The following is a 22,501-nucleotide window of genomic DNA, read 5'->3' as shown; positions in this document are numbered from 1 at the left end:
GTCAGAGACTTATGATATGATAAGCTGGTATGCGTTTAGATAGATTATTAGCCCAAGAAATGGTCAGTCGCAAGGCTATGAAACAGGCTCTGTTAAAAAAAGAAATCCTAGTGGATGATTATCCAGCTCGCTCCCTCGCCCAAAATGTTGATACAGGATTGCAAAAACTAGTCTTTCAAGGACGGCAGATTCAAGGATACGAGCACAACTATCTCATGCTTCATAAGCCAAACGGAGTCGTTACAGCTAGCAAGGATAAGAAACTGCCAACCGTCATGGACCTACTCCCACCTGACATCCAGTCTGACCAGCTCTATGCTGTCGGCAGATTAGACCGCGATACCACGGGACTGCTGCTTTTGACAGACAATGGACCTCTTGGCTTCCAACTCCTTCATCCCCAGTACCATGTCGATAAATCCTATCAAGTGGTAGTAAACGGACCGCTCACGTCAGACCATATCCAAAAGTTCAAGGATGGAATTGTCTTTTTAGATGGGACCACTTGTAAACCTGCTCAGCTTGAAATTCTGTCCGCAAGCCCAACAGAGAGCCGGGCCTCCATCACTATCTCTGAGGGCAAATTTCATCAAGTCAAGAAGATGTTTCTATCAGTTGGTGTCAAGGTGACTGCCCTAAAACGAATCCAATTCGGTGACTTTACATTAGACCCAGAACTAGCAGAAGGGCAATACCGTCCCTTGAATCCAGAGGAATCGGAAATCATTAAAAACTACTTAGAGAAAAGTGGATAAAAGAAAAAAGCTTTATGTTTAAAGCTTTTTTTGTTTTTACTTATCTAAAAACTATTGCGATTGCTAGAATCCAGTTAAGAACAGAAACTACAAGTCCTACGATATTGAGAATTTTTTCTGTTTTATAGTCCAGTCCAGATTCTTTTTGGTATGAAAAAGCCAAGACCAATCCTATGATCCCCAAAATCAGACCCACTATTGGAGAAAGCAAACCAAGGACGATAGATAAGATACCTAAAATAAGTGAAGGTTTTTTCTTTTGTTGTGAATTCATATTACAAAATCTCCTTAAATTTAATATAAATGATGATACCATAAAACGCAAGATTTATCTATCATTAAACAGTTTTTAACAGAATGTTAGCTCGTCTTGACCTTTCCAATCCAAGAATCCAATCCATAAGAAAGGATATAAATCTCAGAAAAACCTTGCTTTTTCAGATAGAGGGCTGCATTGGTCACTCGTTGTCCGCGTTGGTTTTCGTAGAGAAGGACAGGTTTATCCTTGCGAAGAGCTGCAAGGCTTGACTTCAACTGATTTGAAGGAATATTGCGAGCTCCGAGGATATGTTTTCTGTGAAATTCTGCTGCATCACGGACATCAATCAATTGCCCTTTCCGAATCAAGGCTTCAAACTCTGCATTGTCTACAATCTTAGCCGCACGACGAATACGAAGGTAGTTATACCCCATCCATGCCGCCATCGCTAGTACGATTCCCCACAAAATCCAAATTGTCATAAGTTCTTATCTCCATTTTTCTCTATGTAGTCTAATTCTATCTTGTGCTCTCTACGAAGAACAGCTTCTGCCTCTAGATAGTCTAGCTTGTCCATCAGACCTGCATCATAGATCCGAGAGAGTTCGAGCTTCATCAGTTCAATATCATACAAGCGCTTCCCCACATAGACAATAATGCCAAACTGTTTGAGAAATTGCTGCACATCATAGAATGTTTTCATAGCTTTCATTCTAACAGATTTTAGACTTTTTTTCAATACTGGACCGGCTCTTCCCCCTATTTTCTTCGTCTTCATTGCCCATTCTTCCGCAAGTATGGTACAATAAAAGCATGAGAATTCAACAATTACACTATATTATCAAAATCGTCGAAACTGGCTCTATGAATGAAGCAGCTAAGCAACTCTTTATCACCCAACCTAGTCTCTCCAATGCCGTTCGAGACTTGGAAAATGAAATGGGCATTGAAATCTTTATCCGCAATCCCAAGGGCATTACCTTAACCCGTGATGGGATGGAGTTTCTCTCCTATGCCCGTCAGGTCGTTGAGCAAACCCAGCTTCTGGAGGAACGCTATAAAAATCCTGTCGCCCACCGCGAACTCTTTAGCGTTTCGTCTCAACACTATGCCTTTGTGGTCAATGCCTTTGTATCCCTACTCAAGAAAAGTGATATGGAAAAATACGAGCTCTTCCTTCGTGAAACTCGGACTTGGGAGATTATCGACGATGTCAAGAACTTCCGTAGTGAGGTCGGTGTCCTCTTTTTGAATAGTTATAACCGTGATGTTTTAACGAAAATGCTGGATGACAACCACCTCTTGGCCCACCATCTTTTTACAGCCCAGCCCCATATCTTCGTCAGCAAGACCAATCCTCTGGCAAAGAAAGATAAGGTTAAACTAGAAGACTTGGAGAACTTCCCTTACCTCAGCTATGACCAAGGGACTCACAACTCCTTCTACTTCTCTGAAGAGATTCTCTCTCAGGAATACCACAAAAAATCTATCGTAGTCAGCGACCGTGCCACCCTCTTTAATCTCTTGATTGGTTTGGATGGTTACACGATTGCAACAGGGATTTTGAACAGCAACCTTAACGGAGACAATATCGTTTCCATTCCACTGGACATTGACGACCCGATTGAACTAGTCTATATCCAGCATGAAAAAACCAGCCTGTCTAAGATGGGCGAACGCTTTATCGAGTATCTACTAGAAGAAGTTCAATTCGATAATTGATAAAAAATAAAGATTAAAAGGGAAAGAGAAAAAGTTAGGAAATAGAAAGTGAAAAAGTTACTACTTGCCAGTGCTCTGATTCTGTCAATAGCAGGATCTATATTAGCTCCCGTCTCTGCAGAAGAAAACCAATCACAAACTCCTTCTGCTGTTAAAGAAAAGCAATCCAAAGATGATCAAAAAGATGCTATTGTTAAGGAGAATACAGAACCCGAAGTTCTTCCAAAAGTAGATGCGCAAGAAGCCAAACCCAAAAAAGAGGGCTGGTACCAAGAAAACTACCACTGGCGCTTCTACCAAGATGACCAACCTGCAGTGAACTGGAAAAAAATTCAAGGCAAATGGTACTACTTCGACCAAAATGGTGACCGTCTCCAGTCCACTATCTATAAAGGTTATGCCTTTGACCAAGAGGGTGCTATGGTGGAAAATAGCTGGACCAAATTGGAGAATCAATGGTATTACGCTGCTCCTTCTGGACGATTAACTCAAAATGCTTGGAAAAAAATCAATGGTGCTTGGTACTATTTTGACCAAACTGGAATCATGCTCAGCAATACAAGCATTGATGGCTATTTCTTAGGTCAAAGTGGAGCCATGGTATCTCAAGGTTGGCAAGAGGTCAATCACGTTTGGTACTACGTTCTGCCGTCAGGAAAAATCTCTCAAGACAAATGGGAGAAAATCAAGGGTACTTGGTACTATTTTGACAAAGAAGGAAGGATGTTGAGCGAAACAACCTTCAAGGGCTACCTCTTTAAGAAGAGTGGAGCTATGGCAGAAAACAACTGGGTCAAAATCAAGGATACTTGGTTCTATGCTAGCGATTCAGGCAGATACGTCCAAGACAAGTGGCAAAAAATCCAGGGCTCTTGGTACTCTTTTACTCATGATGGGGGAATGCTAGCAGATAAATGGCAAGGAAGCTACTACCTCAAGACCAGTGGGGCCATGGCTGAAAAAGAATGGATCTTCGACAAGACTTATAAGAGCTGGTTCTATCTAAAAGCGAATGGGCATTATGCAAATCAGGAGTGGATTGGAGCTTATTATCTCAAGTCTGGTGGCTATATGGCCAAAAACGAGTGGATCGATGATAGTCAAGACAAAGGGCGTTACTATTTGGATGAAAATGGTCGCTATGTTACAGGAATTCACAAGATTTCTGGAAAAGACCATCTCTTCCAAAAAGATGGGAAATGGATTTCTGAAGTTTCAACTGAGGGTGGATTTGTAAAAGGCCAATACAGTAACACCATCTTCCTCGATCCCGGACACGGTGGTCGAGATTCTGGCGCCTTTTACTACAATGTAGCTGAAAAAGATCTCAATATGCAAATCTACCGTAAACTTCGCACCAAGTTAGAAGAACTAGGCTACAAGGTTCTCACCTCACGTGATAGTGATATTGATGTAGATTTCATTACAGAACGTTCCCGTATGGTCAACAAAACCAACTCTGACATTTTTATCAGTATCCACTTCAATGCAACTGGAAACGCATATTCAAAAGCGAGCGGTATTCAAACCTACTCCTATAGCGATGAACCTGATTATCCAAGTAAGATTAATCAATACTGGCACAACCATCCTGATCGCATTAGTGAAAGTAAGCGCCTCGCTGCTGCTATCCACTCCTCTCTCTTAGCCGAAACAGGGGCTAAGGATGCTGGTCAGTTAGAAAGAAGTTTTGCCGTACTACGCGAAACAGCCAAACCAGCCGTCCTCCTTGAACTTGGTTATATGGATAATTTCACTGAAAGCCAACAAATCAGAGATAGTCGCTACCAAGATAAACTGGTCGCAGGCATCGTAAAAGGGATTCAAAAATATTACGCTGGTAAATAAAAATAAAGTCTCGAGGTTTCTCGAGACTTTTCTATTTGTCTTCTTTTTTATCTTTATCAGGAAAGAGGTAGCCAATTCCTACACAAGCTAACACACCGGCACCAATCACCAAACCACTTGAAATTGGCAAGAGATCAAAAATAGCATTTGCAATGATAAAGGCAATAATCAAGCACATCAGACTAGCCTTATAGTCTTTTTTCAAAAGATTTTCTAGAGTGAAATAGAGGAACAAGCCAACTGGAATCAGTGACCAGAGATTGACATCCAAACTTGGCCAGCCAACAGATCCAAAATACAATACTAGCGCTGCTGCTACTAAAAATACAAGTCCTAATAATTTTTTCATTTTTTTGTCTCCATTTTCTTTTTTGGTTCTTGAGTTGTCTGATACTGACCTCTCACGCCCTTACATGAATCATTATAGCAGAGGAATTTTTCAAGAACAAGACCTTTTGCCTATCTGGTCAATATCTCTGTCTATGTGGTTGAATAGTAGTGATAAAAGAAAAAAAGCCCTAATGGACTTCTTGATTTTGCCGATTGTAACAGTATTTTTGAACAAATACCATCTAGTTTTTCTTTTCCTTTGACTCTAGAGAAGATTTGATTGCTTCTCGATCTGCTTGTAGTTGAGCTAAGTTCTTTTCTGCTTCCTCAAGTTTACTGGTATCTGGTTTCACACGATAGTAAACATCTTCTGGTTTCATTAACATCGATCCATAATCTTGGCCCGAAAGTAGTCTTTCTTCAGCATGATTGCTTTTATCCGTAATCTTTCCATCATCAGCAGGTTGCATAACAACTCCACTTGGAACAGCAACTACTACAAATCCTCCAGCAACAGAATCTTTTACCCACGCACTGATAGAAGCTGTCTCAGGGTTACGACTATCTTGACCTTTTGATACCTTTAATCCAACTACAGATTCGTACTTTTGATCATTTGTAAACCAAGTCGCATCTACTTCTCCAGAATTCTTAATAATGTATTCATTACCAGATTGACTACGCCAAGTGCCTTCTAAACTAGACAAATCATTGTTCTTGATTGCTTCAATATCTAGTTTTGGAACGGTAGTTTCTTTCTTTAACTTGCTAACAAGTGCTTCTGCTTCAGTAATTTTGGTATCTAAAGCAGTCAGTTGATCCTTGAGTTTCTGAATTTCCTCTTGTTTATCCTTATCAGCCTCATCTGTTTTTCCTTGGCTTGTAGACGATTGACTTGTTGACTCTGTAGTTGAAACAGCAGACGATGCTTGATTTGACTCTTTCTTTCCAATCAAAGAATGCGAGAAAACACTTACTAGGATTATAGCAACCAAAATACCGAGGACTAACCCAATATAGATTTTAATGTTTCTAGTTCCTCTCGCAAACTTTTTAGTTGACTGCGCCTCTGCTAATTCTGATGCAGTCGGCTTGCGGCCATTGACCTCCTCAAATTGTTTTACCCATTCTTTCTTATTCATAATTTTCTCCTTTTTGATTTCTATTCAGCCAAGCTTACGAGACTTCATCCGTTATTATCCATGGATTTTTATAATTTTTAGAAAATCTATGCAAAAAATTCTAAAATGATTAACAGCCTATAGTCCTCTAAAACGGAACGAAAACAAGTACTTGTTAATATATATTATACCACAAAAATATAAATTTTAGTTTTTATTTATAAGCAGGAGACACAGACGTTAAACAGAACCCATCTCCATTAGAAAAAGCCTGTCCTGAGACAAGGCTTTTACATATATCTCTTTTAAATCTCCCATTTTCATAGAAATCTAAATAATATATTTATAAATCAATACTTTCACAAAACTATGTCATCACCTCACTATCTAATCTCAGTACATAAACCATTTTTTCTATAGCTTTTGTCTTAATCTTTATTTTTTCTCTTCATTCCAAGAAAAGCTCCTACTATAAACATGATTCCGGCAGTTAATAGTGTCTGGGCTCCGCTTGCTGTTCCGGTTTTTGGCAACTCATTAGGATTGTTACTAGTTGATTTACTATTGATGTTGGTATTTTTATTAGTTACGTTTCCTTGTTCATTTAGATAAACGTTCTTGTCAATTTCAAAGTTTTTATCATTTTCATCAGAAACAATGCTGTTGACATCATTAGTTGAATCAGATTGTGTTTTTTCTTTCTTTTTGGATACATCAAAAGTAGGTTTATTTTCCTCCTCCTTTTTCTCCTCTATTTTCTTGAATACAGGTTTTATAAAGGTATCTTTTGATAGATTAAGAACATAGCCGGCGTCTTTTTTCCCTTCGAAACCAGAAATTTCCCAACCATCAAATTGGTATCCTTTTTCTAATTCACCCTTATAGACAGGTAACATAAAATCTTCTTCCGACACTATCGTTGAACTCATTTCTTTTCCATTTTGAATGGTCACAGTTACCCTATGAGGTTTTAATTCACTTACCTCTCCCGTGTCTTTATTTAAAATGAATTCTTTTACGGTTGTATTTCTTGCAAAATCTTTTACAACAATCTTAATGTTTAGTGTCTTATCTGTTAGTTGTTTAATATCATCAAATGATTTATATTCTTTTCCATTTACATAAATATGTTGTTCTTGAATCTCACCATCGAATCCGTTATTTCTTTTATCATTGATGTTAAAGACTACAGATTTTCCGTTAGCATATTCGATACTAGTATTTCCCTTAGGATCAATGTTTACTTCTGGTTTGACATTATCATATAAAAATTGATAATGTACTCCAACCGCTTTCGCATTCAAATCGCTATAGCCAGTTTGAAGATAAACATTTCCATCCATATCTGTTACCTTATCTGGGAATCCGTTTGCTTTATAGTCTTTCATCCCCCAGTCCATGATGTCACCGTCTTTAACATTAAGCTTAATGTTAAAATCTCTAGTGTTATCAATGTGTAAATCTCCGTAGATTAAATAATTATCTACAACCGATTCATTAACTCTCAACTCCCAGTTAAAACCACCCTTATCAGAAATCTTACCTCTTAAATAAAATTCTGGATTTCGTACATAAATTTTATTAGTTTTAGATGGATTAAAGTAGTTCTTGTCCATTGAAAGATTTACTGGTTTTGCATCAATAAATAACGTAGAGCCATCTTCTTTTATAGCTTCTACATTGGACTTATCCTCTCCTGTGTACTCTTTACCATCCTTACCAAATAATACAAGTTTAGAAGGATCTGTCACAAGATTTCCATCGTTATCGATTGCCTCCCCTTTATCATTCATTTTAAATGTAAACACTTGATACCTTACAATGTTAAAGCCGTCCAAAGCCGACATTAATACTGATTGAGTACTTCTTCCATCTTCAACATTTCTACTATCAGCATAAATTGTTGTTTCTGATAAAACTCTTAGATTAGGATTGGCCTTTTGGATTTTTGCTATATCTTCCTTGTTATAGACTCCATTCCCTTCTAACATATCCGTTTTTCCAGGATTATAGGTAGTCACTTTTAGTGCATAGCCTTTTCTCAGAATGATGTTATCCTTTAATAGATATTGTTGTTTTTCTGAATCAGAATAGATTTTACCAGATTCCATGTCCGTTAAATTATTTGGTTTATTTTTTGAAAGATCTCCTTCTCCTAATTCTATTACATTCCCATAACTTGATGCATACGGATATTCTGCTTTAGTTTCCTTATTTTTTTCAGGCATTCTAATTTTAGTTTCAGCTTTTATCTGACCATCATCTTTGACAAAAAACCTCATATCTCCTGCAAAAGCTAATCCATCCACAATATCATTAATATTAGCGTATAAATCAAATGTCATCGTTTTTGAATGGGAATCATACTTGGTCGTTTTGATTTCTATCGATTTATAGTTATTTCCATAGTATACCTTGGCATTTTTAGAAACATTACTGATCTTTCCAAGAATTTCAAAGTGTCCATCTTTAGATGGGTTTAGAATGCCATAAATTTTTGATTTGATTTCATCAAGTTTTTCAGTTTCATATTCTAAGGCACTACCATCGTCATAAGCAATGATATTTCCCTTATCATCGTATTTATAATCGTATTCCTCTATTCTCTTACCAGTTTCACTTGTAAAGTCATCAACTTCTCTAAATTTCTTTTTAATGAGTTTCTTTAAATCTTTGCTTTCAAAGTCTCTAATTGTTGAAATTGTTTTATGAATAGTCAAGCTAGATTTTTCTTCGGTAGCCTCTTCATTTTCTTGATGATGTTCTACTTCAGTTGTATCTTTTTTAAGACTATCCTCTTTTCTATTTTCTAAATTTTTAAATTTAGATTCGGAAATCTCGCCAAGCTTTTGGTATTTAGATGAATCTTGATCAGGATCTACTAGATAATAGGAAATCATCCCATTTTTATCAGCATGATCAGCAAATTTAATTCTATGAATCTTTGTGAAATTGCTAGAACCGTCTAATGCAATCACTTCAATGATTTTTCCTCTTAAATCTCCTGCACCTTTAATTTCATAAATGGTATTTCCGTCTTTGTCAAGTTTTCTATTTCGTCCTTGACCCTCACCTGCATAAGTGACTTCAAGATTTTTCTCAACCTCTCCATCTTCATTAACAAGAGCGGCCCCAGCATACCAAACTTCGTTGGCAATCTCGTCAAATTTTTCAGGATGTTCTTTTTGATCTCTCGCAAATAGCGTTTCATTCTTATATTGCTCTTTGACCTTGTGATAAGTATCCTTTGTAATTAACTTAATTTTTCCAGGGTTTGAAAAATCAATTGAAACAATCTTTGGAGGGGTGTTATCAATTTTTACAGGAATATAGGAAACCTGCCATGGGTAATCCTTGGTTAATCTATATTTAAATTTATAGAAATATTGGCCTTCCGCAATCGGTTCAAATTGTCCTCGTATCTTAGTAGCAGGATCTTTTTTGTCATTACTTTCTGGGGCATTTTCTTCTCTACCTCTAGGGTTATAAATGAGTCCATCCCATTTCAAGTCACCCCAAACTTTTAGCTTAGAAGATTTAATGCCCTTTGCATCATTTCTTTTAGAGTTTAAAATTCCTTTAATAAAGTGTTCTCTCGAAATGACTTTTAAGTCTTTTTGATTTTCTCCTTCTTTATTTGTATTTACTATTGAAATCACCCCTTCTTCTGCACTTCTTAATACAAGTGGAGAAGGCGTTAATCCTCTCTCAAGTTGAGCATCTTGAGGATTTCCATTTGAATCTAAAGGATAGATTTTAGCAATATTAGAGCCACTTGATGAAGGTGCGTTGATTCCTTCGTTATTGAAAGCAAATAATTCTGGATTTTGATCTAGGGATGTTGTATTTTTATCTTTTCTATTTTGGATAACTCCTGCTGGATTAAATTTATCTATACCATGTTCTCCACCAATCCCCTTATTTAAGGTACCTGGAATTTTTGGTTTACCATCATCATCATAACCTTCCATTGCTTTTGATTTTGATCCTTCTTCCCAGGCCCATTTATCAAGGATTGGTTCGTGGTTCCAATTCCCAGCAAATCCCATTAGAGGCATCGACAAAGAAGGTTGGAAGTTTCTTTTCTTACCGTTGGAGTTTAGAGCTTCCATTTCTTCCACTGACTCAAAATGAATAAATGATTCTACAAATTTATTTTTGTTTTTAGCTTCTCCAACATTTATAACCGCATTTAAATCAAAGCTGGAATTTGGACCTATAGTGAAAGTATCATGCTCAAATGTGATATTTGCTCCTTTGACTTTTTCTGGGTGAATTTCTGGAACAATTTGCTTCCCGTCCGGAGATTTTTCATCTTTATATGTTTCATCGAGTTTTAGCCTATCAGTTAGAGCATCTGTAGTTACAGTTGATGCAGAAACTTTAAAGGTTAAAGGTCTGTTTGAGGTATTGTGAAGCTTAATTGTAAAGTATTTTTTATCACCTTTTATTTCTTTAAGAGAAATGGAACCATATGAATTTACCAAACCTTTAGAATCTGTATTTTTGAAAGTTGCTACAACTTCATTTCTCAAAGCGTTGGCAACATTAATTAGACCTGCTCCCTGTTGTCTAGGTGATGCAAAGTATTGACTCTTTTCTTTCCAAGAGGTTGCATCCATCATCGGTCTTGCAGTATTTTGTAAGGCTATTTTTGTAAGACTTGTAAGGTCTATTTTGTCATCTCCCTTAAGATTTTTCAAGACAGGTCTTTCAAGCAATTCCTTTAATTTTGGTCGAATCAAAACAGTAGAAGCTGCTACGATTGGAGTTGCCATACTAGTTCCTGACATATAACCATAAGTGGATTTACCATTGATAACATTTAGAGTGGATTTAATATTTTTACCAGGTGCTGAAACATCCGGTTTTAAAAGCAAGTCTGTTCTTGGCCCCCAAGATGTAGACCCTGCTGGGACTATAATATCTTCTTTATAAAGTTCTTTGTCTGTGTCAGCTGCAAATTTAAAGTCAATTTCTTTTTCATCACCTACATTCGGTTTATTAGAATTATAGCTTTCCATATCAATTGGATAGTATTGTTCTAAGTTATCTTTAAAATCTTCCTTATTATTTCTTTTGACTTCAGTTTTTTTATCAGGGTTAATCATGTTCCATAATTTTACACCATCATCTCCTGAAATTGAAAATACTTGACTAGTAGTCCCTTCATCCGCTTCATATCCCATAGCTGGAAGGTCTGTCCAATTATCTCTATTGTAGTAATTTACAGTATTTACAACCATAATGGCACGTGCGCCTTTATCCGTTGCTCTTTTAAAAGCATCTTTTAAATCCTTGGTATAAATTCTATCCATTACTGCAATTTTGCCCTTAAGATCCAAGCCTATCAAATCTTTGTCTTGACCTTTGCCTATATATACAAATTTTAATTTATTTGGAGTTTTTGACCCATCCTCATTTGTTAGGATTTTATTTTTATCGAAAAAAGCTCCTATATTTCTGTATTTAAAACTTTGTCCTCCAATGTTAACCTTATCAAACTCAATGGTTTGATTTTTAGCAGAAGCGACCGCTATCGCATCTTCATGTGCGGCAGTTCGTGTTACATTTCCAGTATCTGTCATTTTCAGATTATTATTGGCTACTAAATCCCAAGAAGAACTTGAAGCAGAAGTCGCAAAATTACCTGTAGCAACAACCATTGGGATTCCAGCTTTTCTTAATGCTCTAATAGCCTCCCAATATTTCTCGCCTACAAGACCTGTTCCCGTAAAGCCAGATGATACCGAAACAACATCGACATTGTGTTTGATCGAATCTTCAATAGCATGAAACATTGTTTCATCACCCGCGAACCCAGATCCTGCGTCAGAGTACATTTTATAAGAGAAAATTTGTGCATTAGGCGCAATTCCATCTATGCCATTAAAGTTCTTGATGTCTTTTTCAGTATCATTTCCAGCAAGAATCCCTGCAATATGCATCCCATGTGGGTCAAAATAATCCCTTCCATCATCATATTTTTCTACAGTGATTTTACCACCATTATAATAATTGAACGCATGAGGGATTTTATCACTCAACCAATAATTTTTATCAGTGCCTTTTAAGTCATCTTTTTTAAATTTCATCGAGTCTTTGGCATCATCATCGATTCTCATAGCCTTATGCCTATAATCTGTTCCAGTATCGATATTTGAAATAACCATACCTCTACCATCAAAATTTTTCCCAAATGGAGCATTAATAGACTTTAGGTAATCAATAGCTTCCTCAACTCCAATTTCCTTTCTGGCATGATTCATCATTGGTTGGACTTTTTGTGATCGTTCAACCGACGAAACACCTTCTATTTGTTTAATTTTGTCCAAATTATCTGGAGTTGTTTCAATGGCAGCGCCATTAAAAATCGTATTATAGGTATATAAAACTTTTGTATCCTTAAGATTGGATAGTTCCTTGATTGCTTTTTCTCCAGATTCTTTATCTTTAAATTCAGCAATATAGACAAGTTTATCTTCTTTTTTCGGATTTTCTGTATCTTTATTTACAAATGAGTCCGCATCATCTCCTTTGGGTTGCTTGGAGTCTTCTTTGATACTTGCTCCTTCGTTACTAGTTTTTTTGTCTATCTCAGACTTTCTACTAACAACCTCTTTTTCCTCAATAACTGTTGTCTTCTTCTCCTCAATATCCTTTGAAGTTTCTATAACATTATGAATATCTTCAGATTGTTCATTGTTTTCTGTTTCTTTATCTGCTACTACTTTTTCTTTACCAGAAATTTTTAAAGCATCTTCAGAACTAGGTGCATCTGCTACTACTTTTTCTTTATCAGAAATTCTTAAAGCATCTTCAGAACTAGGTGCATCTGCTAAAATTACCTCATTGGGGGCATATGCTGCTAAAATAACTGCAGCAGTAGTTAATGACAATACCGTACTTTTTTTCATTATAATTCCTTCATTTTTTATTTTAAACCCAATAGATAGAAAACTTTAACTTTGCTAGCCTTTGTTATAAAAAGTTTTATGACGTATTATCTAGTGGGATAGAGTAGTACATTTATATATAATTGTTAGCTCTCTGAAAAATAGTATATCAATTAAAAAAATTTAAGTCAAGAAAAATTAACCCAGGTTAATTTTTTTTTTAATCCATGTTAACAAATAGGTTAGTCAATAAATATTATAGTTAACTGGGTACAATATAAACTCATTCCTCCCATCAAAAATAGTAGCAATCAACTGGAATAATTACCAAAATCGCAAAAAGGGGTATGGATAGAATATATGCCTTAATAAACATGCAAAAACAACCGCTATAATTTTCAACGGTTGTTTGTAACATATTTAATGTTTAAATCTCATCCTATTTTATATCTTACGAACCCGCACTTTCGTATGCGTCCAAGCCCCTGTCCCAGAGTTTTAAAGAAATAACAAAGAAAACAAGGGAAATCAAAATCAACCCACCAATGTTAAAGAGCCCGTCTTTATCCTGCAAGAAATAGCTGGCAGGATAGTAGGCTGTAAAGGCGAAAGGTACGATAAAGCTAATCAACCAACGAAGGAGCGAATTGTAAATGGAAATCGGGTACTTGGCAAAATCATTAAACATATAGAAAATATAAATCATGGCACCTGACTGCTTGGTCCAAAAAGCGATGCTGGCAGTCGCGATTTTCAAGGAAGTATAGATCAAGGTCGCAAAAGGAATGCAGACTAAGAAAAGCAGGAATTTGGGAAAAGTCCAAGCAATACTAGTTACCGTTGTCGCTAGCAAAATACCTCCGACCAAAAGTTCGCCCAAGGCATCAATCTGAAAGGTCTCAACCAAGATGTGAAAAAGAGGATTGATAGGACGCGTCAGATACTTATCAAACTCACCTTTTCGCACCAAACGTTGCCCCAGAGCCCAGAGATTGTCAAAAAAGAGATGATCTAGTCCCTTGGGAATTAAGGAAAATCCATAGATAAAGGCGATTTCTTGAAAAGTCCAGCCTTCTAAGGAAGGAATGTGTTGAAAGAGCACATTGAGAAACAAGAGGTTCAGGCCTTGAGTCAGAAAAACTCCTAACACGCCCACCACAAAATCGACCTTGTATTCCATGATTTGCTTGATGTATTGTCTGATAAAAATCAAATGCATGCGTTGATATTTTTTCATACTAACCTCCTTGAATAGTGATAAAGGACTGGACTCGTTTCCATATCAACTGAGACAAGCCCACCATCACTATGAGCCAGAAGAACTGTAGCAAGAGTGCTTGAAGAATCTGACTGGCATCGTATTTCCCAACAATGATCATAACTGGAGTATAAATCAAAGATGAAAAAGGCAAGAAGGACAAAATATCAGAAACAATCTTTGGAAAGAAAGCCAAGGGAATCAGACTTCCAGACATAAAGGCCACTATAGAAGTCTTGAGTAGATTGGAACCCCATAGATTTTTAAAGACAAAGGCTGAAAATCCAAAGCAGATATTAAAGAAAAAGTTGATTAGGTAGGCTAGAGTTAAGCTAAAAAGATAAAGGATGGTTAAGCCCAGCAATTCTACAATTCCTTGTCCTGATAAGATTTTCATCAAGACAATGACACTTAAAAATGGCAGTCCAACAGAGATAAAAATCAACCACTTGGAACCAAGCTCCGTAAAGAGATAAGAGGCCGCAAAATGCACTGGTCGCAACAAGCGCATGATAATGGAACCATCCTTGACCTCCTCCCCGATCATAAAGGAGCTGTCCGACCTAGTCAAAAGATTAGTCACAAAGCTCATGATGATGTATAGGGTGATGTCTGCCATACTAAAGCCCTGAATCAAAGATTCTTGCGAGGAATCAAAGACAGCCTTCCAGAGATAGAAAGCAACAAAAGCTCCCATAACATCCCCAATCCGATAAAGTAGAAAGTTGACTCGATAGGTAATCAACTCCTGAATCCCTGCATTGATAAAGGGTTTATAACGTCTCCACAATTTGACCATCTTAGAGCTCCTTTCGGTAGAAGCGACGGATAATATCCTCAATATCCGTATCCAACATCTTCAAATCGCGAATTTCAAAATCAGACAGGGTTTGCTTGATAATATCAGCTGACTGGTAGCGGGAACTATCAAATTCAATATTGAGGCTATTTCCTTGTCTATCAATGGTCATATCAGGCAGGCCTTCATAGTGAGAAAGGAGATGACTTTGACCTGGTAGCAGTTCAAAGGAAAGAGTCTTCATCTTGCCAAAGGTCTCCTTGAGCTGGCTAACCGTTCCATCAAAAATCTCTTGCCCCTTATCAATCATAAAAATTCGATCACAGAGTTGCTCAATGTCGCTCAGGTCGTGAGTGGTCAAGAGGATAGTTGTTTCTTCCTCCTGATTGATCTGGGTAATAGCCCGACGAATGTTGTCCTTGACCGAAACGTCCAAACCAATGGTCGGCTCATCTAAAAAGAGAACTTTAGGATTGTGGAGCAAGGAAGCCGCAATATCCGCCCGCATCCGTTGCCCCAGTGAAAGAGTCCGCACGGGGTCTTTGATAAAGTCCTTCAAATCCAAGACTTCATTCAAAAAGTCCATGCGTTTATGAAAGAGCGAGTCCGGCACATCGTAAATCTCTTTTAAGACCGTATAGGTCTCTTGCAGAGCCAAATCCCACCATAGCTGGGTACGTTGTCCAAAGACCACACCAATATCTTTAACATAATCCTGACGATTGTCCTGCGGAATCTTGCCGTTAATCCGACAAAAACCAGATGTCGGTTTTAAAATCCCTGTCAGCATTTTGATGGTTGTTGACTTCCCAGCACCATTTGCGCCGATAAAACCTAGAATTTGGCCCTTGGGTACCTCAAAAGTCAAATCCTTGACCGCTTCAAAGGTCTGCTTTTCAGGATGAATAAAGGAGCGCAAAGCCCCTTTCAAGCCTGGTTCCTTAACAGTCTTCACAAAATTTTTCTGAAGATGTTCCACTTCTATCATTGCCATATCTATCTCCCTATCGCAAGGAATAGCAACATTGTATTTTTGACTACAAATATTCTAAGTCCTTACTTTCTAAACTTTCTAATTGTTATTCTTACAGAAGGCTTTATACCAACCTATTATAGTCCAATAAAAAACGGAATGCAAGCGTTTGCCTACAGATTATGAAATTAGAGATTTCACTCTTAAAATGCTATTTTAAATCCAAAATTCTGGTTTAATAGTTTCCTTAAAACACCAAAAAGACCTGCCCGATGGGCAGGTTACGAGTTGTAAAAAGCAAACTATTTTGATCAATATGATTCACTATTTAATCAACGAACTAATCTTTCAAAATTCTTTTCACAATCCCATCTCTATCAATTAGAAAACAATCTGGAAAGGTCATCTGCTCCCATTTTTCATAATCAAAACTGGAATCAAAGTGATGTAGTAGTATTCCTATCAAATTCCCGTGTGAACTAAGTAAAATCATTTTTTCTGAGTATCTCTCTTCCAATTCCATTAAAAAATTTAGTACTCTAGCTAGTGCGTCTTGATTTGATTCCCCTTCTAAAAGAGATTCACTAGGATTTTGCCATAAATATTTAATACTGTCTTCAAACTCAGAATCTTTTATAAAGGTTGAAGATAATTTTCGCTCTCGTAACCGATTATCAAGAACTATTTTATCAAATTGAATTGGCGAGCTATTAATCGTTTCAAATGCTCGTTTATAAGGACTAGAAAAATAATAATCAATATTAAAAGAATTCAAAAAATCTAACTGGTCAAGAGATGAGAATCCTTTTTCTGATAAAGTTCTATTGAAATCATCACTTGAAAATCTTGAATGAGCATGTCTAAGTAAAATATAAGAATTATTCATAAGTCATTACCTTTCAATTATTATCATCAGTCTCAATGGATTTTTAAGCCCTCAATTATTCTCTAAAAATTCTTTAATGCGAGAAACAATAGCATCGCTTTGATAATGATAGAGGTCGTGAGGCGCATCCATATAGACGACTTGAACATTAGACTGGTCGCTTGCAAATCTCTCTGCATAACGTTGCCATTCTGATTGGCTAAAACTGGTGCCTTCGCCGTTAGATACCAGTAATAAGGTGGGAATTTTCGGATTGATGCTAGAGGGAACTTTCTTAGCATTTTCCTTTACCGTTTGAGATTCATAAAGCATGGCTTGTGACATCAACTGCTTATAAGCTAGAAGTTTATATTGTTTTCGTTCATTTTCGGTCAGAGTTTGATTTTTTATATAAAAAGACTCAGGTAAATAGCGTAATAAACCAATCTTGCTACTCCAATATGCCACAGTGAGCAAGGCCTGATTATCCTTTAAATTCTCATAACTTGACGGCAGTGCCCAATCCAGACCAATCAAGGCTTTCACTTCATCAGGATACTTCTCCTGCCAAGCCAAACTCTCTAGACTAGCCATGGAATGAGACAGAATGATAAACGGCCCTGTGATATTTGCTTGGGAAAGAGCTTGGCGAGTCTCAGACAAAACCTCCATCACATCTCTTGAATGATTGCTATCATCACTATAACCATATCCCGCCCTCTCCACGATAACTAGCTTATACTGTTTCGATAAGGATTCCGATACTTCTTTAAAATCCAATATTGGAGAAGCAATACCAGCACCTGAGAGAACTACTATAGTCTCAGGACCATCCCCTTCAACGTAAACATTTATTTGATGTCCATTGACGAGAACTTGTTGCCCCATAGGTATCAGTGAGGCTTCTTCCTTTTCCAAACTGATACGGTGAAAGATGAATGTAGCGAGTAAAAACAAAAGAATGAAACTAAGAATGCCAAGAAACCATTTTTTCAGTATTTTCATAGCATTATTGTACAAAAAATAGAACCTTTTAGCAACTTAAGATTGGTTCTTCTACAGTATATTCGCTCTATAGCCAGACACAAAAAAACCCACCCAATGGGCAGGTTCTGTATGTATTGTTCAGCTAGATTATGCTTTACCTTCTGAACCGAATACGTCGATACGTTCTTCAACTGATGCTTGGATAGCTTTTACACCGTCAGCCAAGAATTTACGTGGGTCGAAGAGTTTCTTCTTGTCGTATTCTGCTTCGTTTGCTTCGTAGTCACGAGCAAATTTACGAGTTGCGTTAGCGAATGCGATTTGGCATTCAGTGTTAACGTTAACTTTAGCAACACCAAGTTTGATAGCTGCTTGGATTTGCTCATCAGGAATACCTGATCCACCGTGCAATACGATTGGGAAGCCTGGAAGAGCTTCTGTCAATTTTTGCAAGTGGTCAAGGTCAAGACCTTCCCAGTTTGCTGGGTATGGACCGTGGATGTTACCAATACCAGCTGCCAAGAAGTCAATACCAGTTGCAACCATTGCTTTAGCGTCTTCGATTGGAGCCAATTCACCTTTACCGATGATACCGTCTTCTTCACCACCGATAGTACCAACTTCAGCTTCTACTGAGATACCTTTAGCGTGTGCTTTTTCAACAACGTCTTTAGCCAATTTAAGGTTTTCTTCAACTGGAAGGTGTGAACCGTCAAACATGATTGAAGTGTAACCAACTTCGATACACTCAAGTGCATCTTCGTAGTGACCGTGGTCAAGGTGGATAGCTACTGGTACAGTGATACCCATTGACTCAACAAGGTTAGCGATCAAGTTGCGAGCAACTTTGTAACCACCCATGTATTTAGCAGCACCCATTGAAGTTTGGATCAAAACTGGAGCTTTTTTAGCTTCTGCTGCACGCAAGATAGCTTGAGTCCACTCAAGGTTGTTTGTGTTAAATCCACCAACTGCATAACCGTTGTCACGAGCTGCTTGGACAAATTTTTCTGCTGAAACGATTGCCATTTGTCAGGCCTCCTATATATTTTTTGGGACATCCCATTTACATTGTTCATTTTATCACTTTTTGATAAAAAAAGCTAGTTTTTCCCATACTTTAGATTGAATTTCTTCCAATCCAATCAATGTAAACCCTTTCTTTTTCTTAGTCCTAAGTGACTTTGGGATAACGTATGAAGAAAGTCAAGCGATCATCTTGCATCTCAAAATGATAAGGTAATTTCTCATGTTCTAATAAACTTTTGACCACAAAGAGTCCCATTCCCGAACCCTTGGCCTTGCGACTAGCATTGTCAGAAAAAGACTGGGCCAATTTTTCTTGTTCTTCAGAACTACAGCTATTCTCAATAAAGAGTTCTCCTTCTCTCTCCCCGATGCGGACCAGGCCACCTGAAGTGGAGTGCTTGATGGCATTGCTGATGAGATTAGATAGGATCAACTTCATCACAGAAGGATTTATGTAAGCCTGCTGACGGGTTAGGCTAATGTCTACCTGGAGTTCTCTCTCCTTGGCGAGCAAAGCATAATCATTGACCAGACTTTGCGTCATCTGAAGAAGGTCGACCTCTTCTTTCTCGTCTCGCAATTCCTGAACAGAAGAAAGAGACAGTATCTGGAGAACGTGGTGGCTGAGGTCATCCACAATCCCCAAGGCAACTCCCAGATAGTGGTCTCTATCCTTATAACGGCCGATATTTTCTTTCATATTTTCGATTAGGATTTTCAAACTAGCCAGAGGTGTTTTCAATTCATGAGAAGCCCCTCGTAGGAACTCAACCTTCATCTTTTCCAGCTGGAGAATAGCTTCATTCTTGTCATGCAAGTCCGCAATGACAGTCAAGAGATGCTGGTAGAGGCTATTGATTTGTTCCTTGAGATCACCAATCTCATCCTTAGAATCCACGCGCAATCGCACTTGGGCATCCAAATCCATCATCCGACGGGTCACCCGCTTGATTTCTAAAATCGGGGCAACAATGGTTCGAGCATAGATATAGGCCACCAAGAGGGAAATCAAAAAGGATGTCAGTAAGGTATAGGGGAGAAATTGGAGACTAATCTGCTCTGCTTCTTTTTGCAAATCCATAGACGCTAGAAACTGGAGAGTCATCGTGCTACCATCTTGCGTTTTCACTTCACGCTCCTCGATAAAGAGGGAAGTGGTCTGGCGATCCGTGTCCAGAGGAAGGTTGTCCTTGACTTCTAACTTGTCTTCGGTCATCTCTCCCTTGACAGCCCCTTTGATATCACTGCTCTGGGAATACAAGTCCAACACTTGCTCGATGCTTTGCCTATCTTTTCCGTCTAGGGATTGGGCAATGGCTGTCGCTTTCTGACCAATGGTTTCCTGACGATGACTCAGATAAGTTGACGGAAAGAGAAAATAAATAGCTAAATGAAGACAAATAACCAGAACACTAAAAATCGAGAAGGTATAGATAAATATCTTTGTAAATAAACCTGTTCGTTTCATTTTCGCTCCAATTTATAACCAACATTGCGCACTGTGAGGATACAATCCAAGTCTAGCTTTTTCCGCAGTTCCTTGATGTAAACATCAATGACACGGTCAAAGGGAACCTCATCTGTCACCTTCCAGACGGCATCAATAATCTGAGAGCGGGTCAAGACTCGTCCTTCATTTTTTACCAGATAGTCCAAAATTTCCAACTCTTTGGCATTAATGGCCACTTCTTGACCTGCGAGGCTTGCACTGTAACTCTCAAAGTCCACCTTGGTGTCCTTATAGGAGAAGACTCGTCCTGTATCGTAGTAGCGCTTGAAAATCGCGTCTACCCTCACTTTTAAGAGGGAGAGGGAGAAGGGTTTTTCCAGATAGCCGTCTGCTAGAGAAGCAAAAGCACTCATCTTGTATTCTTCATCCTGAAAGGCTGTCAGCATCAAAACAGGAACCTGACTGGTCTTACGAATCTCCGCTAGGACTTCTAAACCATTGAGCTTGGGCATCTGGATATCCAGTAAAACTAGTGCTACTTCATAGCTGGAAAATTGTTCTAGGGCTTCCTCGCCGTCCGCAGCCTGAATGGTCTCATAACCACAATCTGTCAAATAGTCACTGATTCCCTCACGAATCATCTCTTCATCTTCTACAATTAAAATTTTCATAGAAAAACCTTTCACATTTCTTTAATTTTCTTTTAAATCATCCCTGTTTCATCCTGAAAGGAAAGGCTTTAGGGAGATGAAATACATAAAAATGCTACCTATATTATACCCCATTTAGGGGAGAATAGGTAGCAAGTTTTTTATTCGCTATCGAGCAAGAGTTCTTTTGGTTGTTTTCTGAGGAGATTGCTTGAAGCAAGCGCCATAACGAGAACCACTAGAACCAAGGCAAGGACAAAGACGATGATAAAGTCTGATGTCTGAATGGAAATGTCTAGGCTCGACAAGGTCTTGCTAAAGCCATCTACTTCTGCACCACCACCAAGGTTAGAGGCTTGAGCTGCCTTGCTGGCTTGCTTGGCAACACCTGAAGTCACATTGGCAAGAACAGTATTTCCGATGGCACGAGCTGTGTAGTTGGCTAGGAAGTAAGCAGAAACGAGAGCAGGAATAGCAATCAAGATTGATTCTGTGATAAATTGACCCAAGATACTTGCCTGCTTGAGACCGATAGAGAGGAGAATTCCCACTTCCTTGCGACGGGCGTTGATCCAAAGGCTGAGCAAGAGTGCAAGGAGAAGAACTGAGAAGCTCAAGCTACCCCAGAAGAGGAGGTTGGCCATCTTGTACATACCAGAGATGGATTGCTCTAGAGCTGGGTAGTTAGATGAGCTCTTAACGAGTGTATAGCTCTTCCAGTTGATACCGCTGATGCCATTCAACTCTTTCATGACATCATCCAAGTTCTTGTCTGCTGTTACAAAGAAGGTTGCGTCCCCATAAATAGCTGTGTCTTCTGTGTATCCATAAAGTTTTGCAGCAGTGTGAATGTCTGTGATAGCTGTGTTTTCATAGAGTTCTTGTGAGTAGGTTACTGCCGACTTATTGTGACCATCAAAAAGTCCCTTGATTGTCACTTCGACTGTTTCCTTGGCACCTTTTTCATTGTCTGCGTCATAGACATTGGAGTCCAGTTTAACCTTGTCCCCTACTTTCCAACCGTGTTTAGCTGCCAAGTCCTTGTGCATGAGGATCTTGTCTTTGTCGTCGTTGGTTAGGTGCTCACCTTCAACCAGCTTATATGAGCCAGAGACAAACTTATCTTCTTTTGAGGAGTCATTGACACCTGTAATCATCAAACTACTTCCAAACCGTTTGGCACGGTCTGCAGTGAGATTTTTCTTGGTTTCTGGCGTTTCGATAAGGTCATATCCAGTCAAATCTCCGATAGCATTGATACGTTTAACATAAGACTCGATGGCCTTGTTTTCGGTGATTTTTTTGATATCCTCACCCTTGATATTCCCAGAACCACGTGGCGTTCCTTGATTGACGCGACGATTGATTTGCATGGAGAAGCTATTGGTGATATTTTTAAAGGTCTCCTGAGAAGCCTTGGCAGTAGCTCCCTTGATCGACAAGCCGACCAAACTCAAGCTCGCCATGAGGAGAATAATCAGGAAGATAACAATCGATTTGAAAAACTTCCTTGTAACATAGGCAAATGCGTTGTGTAACATAGGTTCCCTTTCTAGATT

The 22,501-nt window shown here is 38.2% G+C and carries 18 protein-coding genes; 3 read left to right on the top strand and 15 right to left on the bottom strand.

The features are described from left to right. Positions 1-29 precede the first annotated feature (29 nt). On the top strand, positions 30-755 hold the full coding sequence (locus tag ACORHV_RS02600; RefSeq protein WP_247940678.1) for a 16S rRNA pseudouridine(516) synthase: 726 nt from the start codon (positions 30-32) through the stop codon (positions 753-755). A 40-nt stretch (positions 756-795) separates the two neighbouring features. Here ACORHV_RS02600 and ACORHV_RS02595 read toward each other — a convergent pair whose 3' ends face one another. From ACORHV_RS02595 to ACORHV_RS02585, 3 genes are all read right to left on the bottom strand, one after another. Then, entirely contained in the window at positions 796-1,029 is a 234-nt protein-coding gene (locus ACORHV_RS02595) for a hypothetical protein (protein ID WP_001088138.1), read from the bottom strand. Between the two features lie 86 nt (positions 1,030-1,115). Beyond that, positions 1,116-1,496: a rhodanese-like domain-containing protein gene (locus ACORHV_RS02590; protein ID WP_000158115.1), complete on the bottom strand. Its 381-nt coding sequence runs from the start codon at positions 1,494-1,496 to the stop codon at positions 1,116-1,118. After that, entirely contained in the window at positions 1,493-1,726 is a 234-nt protein-coding gene (locus ACORHV_RS02585) for a YqgQ family protein (protein ID WP_002874361.1), read from the bottom strand. Before ACORHV_RS02585 ends, ACORHV_RS02590 begins: the two co-directional genes overlap by 4 nt. Before the next feature lie 101 nt (positions 1,727-1,827). Here ACORHV_RS02585 and ACORHV_RS02580 point away from each other — a divergent pair, with 101 nt between their 5' ends. Both ACORHV_RS02580 and ACORHV_RS02575 read left to right on the top strand, forming a co-directional pair. Then, positions 1,828-2,736 carry a LysR family transcriptional regulator gene (locus tag ACORHV_RS02580; protein ID WP_001222590.1) on the top strand — a complete coding sequence of 303 codons (909 nt, stop codon included), beginning with the start codon at positions 1,828-1,830 and terminating at the stop codon, positions 2,734-2,736. A gap of 48 nt (positions 2,737-2,784) precedes the next feature. Next, positions 2,785-4,584 (top strand): N-acetylmuramoyl-L-alanine amidase, encoded by a 1,800-nt coding sequence (locus tag ACORHV_RS02575; RefSeq protein WP_000734928.1) that lies wholly within the window; start codon positions 2,785-2,787, stop codon positions 4,582-4,584. 31 nt (positions 4,585-4,615) lie between these two features. Here ACORHV_RS02575 and ACORHV_RS02570 read toward each other — a convergent pair whose 3' ends face one another. The 12 genes from ACORHV_RS02570 to vex3 all read right to left on the bottom strand — a co-directional run bounded on the left by ACORHV_RS02570 (position 4,616) and on the right by vex3 (position 22,483). After that, positions 4,616-4,933, bottom strand: a complete 318-nt coding sequence (locus ACORHV_RS02570; RefSeq protein WP_008289485.1) for a hypothetical protein — start codon at positions 4,931-4,933, stop codon at positions 4,616-4,618. Between the two features lie 223 nt (positions 4,934-5,156). Then, positions 5,157-6,056 carry a DUF6287 domain-containing protein gene (locus ACORHV_RS02565; RefSeq protein ID WP_001034439.1) on the bottom strand — a complete coding sequence of 300 codons (900 nt, stop codon included), beginning with the start codon at positions 6,054-6,056 and terminating at the stop codon, positions 5,157-5,159. 407 nt (positions 6,057-6,463) lie between these two features. Next, entirely contained in the window at positions 6,464-12,952 is a 6,489-nt protein-coding gene (locus tag ACORHV_RS02560; RefSeq protein WP_434398674.1) for a S8 family peptidase, read from the bottom strand. Positions 12,953-13,382: 430 nt separating this feature from the next. Next, positions 13,383-14,168, bottom strand: coding sequence for an ABC transporter permease (locus ACORHV_RS02555; protein ID WP_000760749.1), 786 nt, complete (start codon positions 14,166-14,168; stop codon positions 13,383-13,385). Position 14,169: 1 nt separating this feature from the next. Beyond that, a complete protein-coding gene (locus ACORHV_RS02550) occupies positions 14,170-14,988 on the bottom strand; it encodes an ABC transporter permease (protein WP_000240154.1) in 819 nt (272 codons plus the stop codon). 1 nt (position 14,989) lies between these two features. Continuing rightward, on the bottom strand, positions 14,990-15,982 hold the full coding sequence (locus ACORHV_RS02545; protein WP_001240789.1) for an ABC transporter ATP-binding protein: 993 nt from the start codon (positions 15,980-15,982) through the stop codon (positions 14,990-14,992). A 319-nt stretch (positions 15,983-16,301) separates the two neighbouring features. Further along, complete coding sequence (locus ACORHV_RS02540) at positions 16,302-16,847, bottom strand: histidine phosphatase family protein (RefSeq protein ID WP_434398670.1); 546 nt, start codon at positions 16,845-16,847, stop codon at positions 16,302-16,304. Between the two features lie 51 nt (positions 16,848-16,898). Further along, positions 16,899-17,831 carry an alpha/beta fold hydrolase gene (locus tag ACORHV_RS02535; RefSeq protein WP_185776158.1) on the bottom strand — a complete coding sequence of 311 codons (933 nt, stop codon included), beginning with the start codon at positions 17,829-17,831 and terminating at the stop codon, positions 16,899-16,901. A 129-nt stretch (positions 17,832-17,960) separates the two neighbouring features. Further along, on the bottom strand, positions 17,961-18,842 hold the full coding sequence (locus tag ACORHV_RS02530; RefSeq protein WP_033688381.1) for a class II fructose-bisphosphate aldolase: 882 nt from the start codon (positions 18,840-18,842) through the stop codon (positions 17,961-17,963). A gap of 145 nt (positions 18,843-18,987) precedes the next feature. Continuing rightward, positions 18,988-20,310 (bottom strand): sensor histidine kinase VncS, encoded by a 1,323-nt coding sequence (vncS, locus tag ACORHV_RS02525; protein ID WP_434398668.1) that lies wholly within the window; start codon positions 20,308-20,310, stop codon positions 18,988-18,990. Further along, entirely contained in the window at positions 20,307-20,963 is a 657-nt protein-coding gene (gene vncR, locus ACORHV_RS02520; protein ID WP_049518934.1) for a response regulator transcription factor VncR, read from the bottom strand. Before vncR ends, vncS begins: the two co-directional genes overlap by 4 nt. Positions 20,964-21,103: 140 nt before the next feature. Then, positions 21,104-22,483, bottom strand: a complete 1,380-nt coding sequence (gene vex3 / locus ACORHV_RS02515) for an ABC transporter permease subunit Vex3 (RefSeq protein ID WP_042902562.1) — start codon at positions 22,481-22,483, stop codon at positions 21,104-21,106. Positions 22,484-22,501: the final 18 nt, after the last annotated feature.

The sequence above is a fragment of the Streptococcus sp. KHUD_016 genome, assembly GCF_051106465.1.
Lineage (GTDB): Bacteria > Bacillota > Bacilli > Lactobacillales > Streptococcaceae > Streptococcus.
This window is presented reverse-complemented; position numbering and strand designations above follow the sequence as displayed.

Bases quoted from the DNA above. Each gene is read 5' to 3' on its own strand.
- ACORHV_RS02600 (WP_247940678.1), top strand. From the start codon at position 30: ATGCGTTTAGATAGATTATTAGCCCAAGAAATGGTCAGTCGCAAGGCT.
- ACORHV_RS02580 (WP_001222590.1), top strand. From the start codon at position 1,828: ATGAGAATTCAACAATTACACTATATTATCAAAATCGTCGAAACTGGC.
- ACORHV_RS02565 (WP_001034439.1), bottom strand. From the start codon at position 6,056: ATGAATAAGAAAGAATGGGTAAAACAATTTGAGGAGGTCAATGGCCGC.
- ACORHV_RS02570 (WP_008289485.1), bottom strand. From the start codon at position 4,933: ATGAAAAAATTATTAGGACTTGTATTTTTAGTAGCAGCAGCGCTAGTA.
- vncR (WP_049518934.1), bottom strand. From the start codon at position 20,963: ATGAAAATTTTAATTGTAGAAGATGAAGAGATGATTCGTGAGGGAATC.
- ACORHV_RS02590 (WP_000158115.1), bottom strand. From the start codon at position 1,496: ATGACAATTTGGATTTTGTGGGGAATCGTACTAGCGATGGCGGCATGG.
- ACORHV_RS02540 (WP_434398670.1), bottom strand. From the start codon at position 16,847: ATGAATAATTCTTATATTTTACTTAGACATGCTCATTCAAGATTTTCA.
- ACORHV_RS02555 (WP_000760749.1), bottom strand. From the start codon at position 14,168: ATGAAAAAATATCAACGCATGCATTTGATTTTTATCAGACAATACATC.
- ACORHV_RS02530 (WP_033688381.1), bottom strand. From the start codon at position 18,842: ATGGCAATCGTTTCAGCAGAAAAATTTGTCCAAGCAGCTCGTGACAAC.
- ACORHV_RS02595 (WP_001088138.1), bottom strand. From the start codon at position 1,029: ATGAATTCACAACAAAAGAAAAAACCTTCACTTATTTTAGGTATCTTA.
- ACORHV_RS02585 (WP_002874361.1), bottom strand. From the start codon at position 1,726: ATGAAAGCTATGAAAACATTCTATGATGTGCAGCAATTTCTCAAACAG.
- ACORHV_RS02550 (WP_000240154.1), bottom strand. From the start codon at position 14,988: ATGGTCAAATTGTGGAGACGTTATAAACCCTTTATCAATGCAGGGATT.
- ACORHV_RS02560 (WP_434398674.1), bottom strand. From the start codon at position 12,952: ATGAAAAAAAGTACGGTATTGTCATTAACTACTGCTGCAGTTATTTTA.
- ACORHV_RS02545 (WP_001240789.1), bottom strand. From the start codon at position 15,982: ATGGCAATGATAGAAGTGGAACATCTTCAGAAAAATTTTGTGAAGACT.
- vex3 (WP_042902562.1), bottom strand. From the start codon at position 22,483: ATGTTACACAACGCATTTGCCTATGTTACAAGGAAGTTTTTCAAATCG.
- vncS (WP_434398668.1), bottom strand. From the start codon at position 20,310: ATGAAACGAACAGGTTTATTTACAAAGATATTTATCTATACCTTCTCG.
- ACORHV_RS02535 (WP_185776158.1), bottom strand. From the start codon at position 17,831: ATGAAAATACTGAAAAAATGGTTTCTTGGCATTCTTAGTTTCATTCTT.